The 5,339-nt window shown below is 62.4% G+C and carries 3 protein-coding genes and 1 pseudogene; all 4 read right to left on the reverse strand.

What is annotated here, in order from left to right; all coding sequences use genetic code 11:
- Window positions 1-84: 84 nt before the first annotated feature.
- Window positions 85-2,454, reverse strand: coding sequence for an outer membrane protein assembly factor BamA (gene bamA / locus ACTS2Z_RS07805; RefSeq protein ID WP_442572651.1), 2,370 nt, complete (start codon window positions 2,452-2,454; stop codon window positions 85-87).
- A 34-nt stretch (window positions 2,455-2,488) separates the two neighbouring features.
- Window positions 2,489-3,688: a M50 family metallopeptidase gene (locus ACTS2Z_RS07810; protein ID WP_442572652.1), complete on the reverse strand. Its 1,200-nt coding sequence runs from the start codon at window positions 3,686-3,688 to the stop codon at window positions 2,489-2,491.
- Window positions 3,689-3,693: 5 nt separating this feature from the next.
- Entirely contained in the window at window positions 3,694-4,893 is a 1,200-nt protein-coding gene (dxr, locus tag ACTS2Z_RS07815; protein ID WP_442572653.1) for a 1-deoxy-D-xylulose-5-phosphate reductoisomerase, read from the reverse strand.
- A pseudogene (locus ACTS2Z_RS07820) lies at window positions 4,894-5,235 on the reverse strand (phosphatidate cytidylyltransferase); the annotation flags it as partial.
- Window positions 5,236-5,339: the final 104 nt, after the last annotated feature.

A 5,339-nucleotide genomic window follows, 5' to 3' on the forward strand; every position in this document is an offset into this window, starting at 1 on the left:
ACGGCGCCCAGTGCCAGCACGATGCCGGCAAAGAAGGCACGAAGAGGCGAGGACATTGTCCGGCGATGTTGGAAAGTGATGTTATTAGAACCCTGTACTGGTGCTGAAACGGAAGAATTCACGCCGGTCGTACTCCTCGTACAACAAGGCTTCGGCGAAGTCGAAACGGACCGGGCCAAACGGCGAGTCCCAGAAAATGCTGACGCCGACCGACAGGCGCGGAGCCAGTTCGTCAATGGTGAAGGGCGAGTTTGTCCCGCCTACGTCAGCAATCTGGTCAACTGATGGCAGAATGCCGATTGTGCCGAATTCGGTAAACACGCTGCCCCGCACGCCATACTGCTCCGGCAGGCCGAGCGGGAAGCCCAGTTCAAGCGCGCCGATGGCGTAGAAATTGCCACCAAGAGCATCACCGCGAACGAGTTCGCCCGCTGTATTGCGCTGAACGACACGCGGACCGATACCGGCGGTCTCGAAGCCGCGGAACGAGTTACCACCTTTGAAGAAGCGGTCGTTGATGCGGACCGAATCGCCGCCCCACGCCAGGATCATGCCCGCTTCACCCGTCAGGCTGAGCACGATGTCAGGCCGGAAGATGTTGCGGTAAATGGCGCCGCGGGTCTCGGTGCGGACATAGCGCACATCGCCGCCAAAGCCGGCAATTTCCTGATTTAGCGTGAGCTGGAAGCCGTTGGTCGGAAGCTGGAAGTTGTCGATGCGATTCCAGGCCACCGAGTAACCCACAAGCGAGGTGATGCGCGAGCCAGCCGCGCGGGCAATTGCCGGAGACACGCCGGCAAAGGTCGCGACTTCGTCGTTACGCAGCGTGTAGTTCACACTGCCTTCGACCGATGCGGTCAGCGGGAAGCCGGTGCGAAGGCTGAAACCGGTCGATTCTGTTTCGAACGAGGCTTCCTGCGCAAAGTTGGAGCGCACCTGGAACAGGTCGAAGCCGGCAGCCAGGTTGCGATCAAGGAAGCGCGGCTCGGTAAAGCGGATATCGATCTGACGGCGGCGCGAGCTTTCCGATACGCGAAGGCGCAGGAACTGGCCACGGCCGCGCAGATTGCGTTCCGACACCGAGAAATCGACCAGGAAGGAGTCCGTCGAGGAGTAGCCGACACCGAAGGCGAGCTCGCCTGTCGGCTGCTCGGTCACCTGAACCTGCAGGCGCGCACGGTCGGCAGAGCTGCCCGGTACCGGCTCGATCTCGACCTCTTCAAAGAAGCCGAGGCGCTGGACGCGCTGTTGCGACAGGTTGACCAGAACCTGGTTGAAGGCGTCGCCTTCCACCAGTTCCATTTCGCGCCGGATGACGCGGTCCAGCGTGCGGGAATTGCCCAGAATGTCGATGCGCTCAATGTAGACACGCGGCGCCGGGTTGATGACGTATTCGATATCAACCGTTTGGGTTTCACGATTAGTCCGCACGCGCGGACGCACGTCGACGAAGGCATAACCAGCCGCACCGGCAGCGAAAGTCAGCGTGTCGACCGAAGCTTCGATCTGGCTGCCGACATAGAGATTGCCCGGACGCGATGAGACGATGGCTTCGAGATATTCCGGATCAAGATCAGGGATTTCGGTCGTGACGCTGATCTCGCCGAAATTGTAAACCTCACCCTCGTCCACCGTATAGGTGACGTAAAAGCCCGACTGGTCAGGAACTAGTTCGGCAACCGCCGAGCTGACCCTGAAATCGGCATAGCCCCGGTCGGCGTAGAATTCGCGCAATTGCTCGCGGTCAAATTCCAGACGGTCCGGATCGTAGTTGTCATTGGAGCTGAAGAACCGCCACCAGCGCGCCTCGGTCGTCACCACCTCGCCGCGAAGCGTTCGGTCCGAATAGGCGCGGTTGCCGACAAAGTTGATGCGCTCCACACCGGTAGTCGGGCCTTCGGAAATCTCGAAGATCAGATCAACACGGTTCTGCGGCAGCTCAACGATTTGCGGGTTCACCTGCACCGCAAAGCGGCCGGAGCGGCGATAGACTTCAAGAATGCGCTGGACATCGGTCTGGACGCGGGCGCGGGTGAACAAGGCGCGCGGCTGGAGCTGGATCTCGTCGGTAATGCGCTCGTCATTGATCGCGCGATTGCCCTCAAGCACCACGCGGTTGATGACCGGGTTTTCCCGCACGTAGATGATCAGTGTTGCACCGTCGCGCGCCACGCGGACGTCTGCGAACAGATTGGTCGCAAACAGGGTCTGCATGGACAGGTTGATCAGGCGGGGGTCAGCCACATCGCCCGGACGCACCAGCATGTAGGACAGGATGGTGTCTGCCTCGACGCGCTGGTTGCCCTCAACGAGCACCTGCAGGATGCGAGGAGCGGCTTCCTCGTCAGCGGCGGAGGTTTCAACCGGCACGTCTTCGGCTTGCGCCGCGCGGGCGTGGGCCGCCGGCATTACCGCCAGCGCAAAGGCTGCTACCGTCCAGACGAGACACTTCATTACCTGCACCACCCTGATCCCAACCGGTCAACCATCAAGAAAACAGGCCGACGAGATAACTCAAATCATTCCATGTGGCGACAACCATCAACCCCAGTATCAGTGCCAGTCCGGCCTTCAGGCCAAGTGACTGAACCGACGGGCTGGGGGGATGTTTGGCCACGGCTTCGTAGGCGTAATACACAAGGTGCCCACCGTCTAGAACCGGTATGGGCAGGAGATTCATCAATCCGATCGCCACGGACAGCAATCCGGCAAGCAGAAGCAGGCTGGTTGAAAGGCGCGCCACCGCTGCGCCGACATCATAGCTGCCGGTTTCGGCAGCGCCCGGATCGCTTACCGCCGTGTTGGCAATCTGTCCGGCCGTGGTGGCTATACCCAGCGGGCCGTTAATGTGCTCCAGCGACGCCTGGAAGGTCACTAGGCGCACCATGTAATCGAGGATCGTACCGGCTACCGTGAAGGTCCGCTCCACACCATGCCAGACCGCCTCAATGGGGCCGAAACGCCGCTGTGTGACGGTTGCATCCTCGGCCAGCTGCACACCCAGAAAGCCAAACGCCCGTGTGCCACCCAGCCCGTCTTCCCGCATTTCCCGGCGCGGTGTGGCTTCCAGCAGGCGTTCCTGGCCATCGCGCTCGACAACGATGCGCATGGTGGTCCCTGCCCGCGTCATCACCGCCTGAGACAGATCGGTAAAGGTGCGCACGCGCTGGCCATCAATCGAGACCAGTAAATCACCCGGCTCAAAGCCTGCCTCTTCAGCCGGGCTTGCTTCCAGAACCGTTCCGATCCGTGGCTCGACGGTGACCTCGCCGCGCGCCATGCCAAGGGCAGCAAAGACCACAATCGCCAGGATGAAGTTTGCGACCGGTCCGGCGAGCACGATACCGGCTCTCTGCCAGACCGGCTTGAAATGGAAGACCCGCCCGGCATCGGCGCGCTGTTCGCGCAGCCGTTCAAGGCTTTCATGGTCCGGCGCGCTGGCTGCATCCGCGTCACCGAGAAACCGCACATAGCCGCCCAGCGGCAGGGCTGCAATGCGCCACTGCGTCCCCTGCCGGTCATTCCAGCTGACAAGCGTCGGTCCGAACCCGATGGAAAATGCCTCGGCATGCACACCGAAAGCCCGCCCGGCCCAGTAGTGGCCGAGTTCGTGAATGACCACGACAAAGGATATCACCGCGATAAACGCGGCAATGCTGAGCAAACCTGATCCGAGAAGGTCGGTCACGCCGGTCAAGCCCCTTTAGCAATACCGGCACCGCGGCGGGCCCGGGCCCGCACAAATGCGCCAGCAAGATCGCGTGCGGCGGCATCTGCCGCGTACACAGCGTCGAAGTCGGTCAATGGTCCTCTGGCGATCCCCTCACCCCGTTCGAGAGACTCCGCAACGATGGCAGCGATGTCAAGAAACCCGACATGACCATTCAGAAAGGCATCGACCGCCACTTCGTTCGCGGCATTGAGGATGACCGGGTTTGCACCGCCAGCGGTAAAAGCTGCACGCGCCAGACCGAGCGCTGGGAAGCGCTCCGGATCGGGCGCTTCAAAGGTCAGCCGTCCAAGCGCGGGAAGATCCAGGCGGGACACAGAGGTCTCCACCCGGTGCGGCCATGCAAGCGCATGAGCAATGGGCGTGCGCATGTCGGGCATGCCCATCTGGGCGATGAGGCCGCCATCGACGTGCTCTACCAGGCCGTGGACGATGGATTCGGGATGGACGATCACATCCACCTTTTCCGGCGACAGAGCGAACAGGTGACAGGCCTCGATCACTTCAAGGCCCTTGTTCATCATCGTCGCGGAATCGACCGAAATCTTCGCGCCCATGGACCAGACCGGGTGGGCGACGGCATCACGCACGGTTGCAGCCGCCATCACGTCCAGGCTGGCGAGCCGGAAAGGCCCGCCCGAGGCTGTCAGGATGATCCGGCGAACCCGTGTGGCATCCACCCCGCCAAGTGCCTGGAATATCGCGTTGTGCTCGGAATCGACGGGCAGGATGACCGCACCGGACTTTCGGGCGTGTTCGATAAACAACTCGCCCGCGCACACCAGCGCTTCCTTGTTGGCAAGCGCCACCATGCCGCCCCGCTTGACCGCCTCAAGGGTCGGGGCAAGGCCTGCAGCCCCGACGATTGCGGCCATTGTCCAGTCAGCCTGCATCGAAGCGGCTTCTAGAACGGCTTGGGGACCGGCGCCCCATCGAAGCCCGGAACCGGCCAGCGCATCTTCCAGCACGTCCGCTTGCCGGGCATCGGCAATCGCGGTGAATTTGGGCCGGAACCGCAATGACAGCTCTGCGAGTTCGCGTGCCCTCGAATGGGCCGTGAGCGCCGTGATGGCATAGCTGTCCGGTCCAGCGGCACCGACAAGGTCCAGCGTGGCCAGTCCGACAGAGCCGGTTGCGCCCAGAATGGTCAGGCTGCGTGCCATCTAGAAACTGCCCCCCGGCCAGCCGCCGGGAACAAGCAGCGCAAAAAGACCGGCAAAAACAGTCGCGAGCATCAAGGCGTCTACCCTGTCCAGCACCCCGCCATGTCCGGGGATGAGTGTCCCTGCATCCTTCACGCCAAAGCGGCGTTTGGCGAGTGACATTACCAGATCGCCGGCAACGGCCATGAGTGCGGCAGGCACAGCAGCAGCCAAAGCGAGGGCCGGTTCCACCGACCAGAGTGAGGCGATGAGCACGCCCGCAGCAGACCCGAACCCCAGCCCGGCCAGGAGCCCGGTCCACGTCTTGTTCGGGCTGGCAGCCGGAAGCCGTTTGGGGCCGCCGGGCCAGGTTCCACCCTAGTACGCAAAAGTATCCGCCGGCCAGACAACCCCGACCAAGAAAATCACCGCCCCAAACCCGTCCTCGCCATTGCAAAGCCCCCAGA

The organism is Glycocaulis sp., from assembly GCF_052168375.1.
In the GTDB taxonomy this organism is placed as follows: Bacteria; Pseudomonadota; Alphaproteobacteria; order Caulobacterales; family Maricaulaceae; genus Glycocaulis.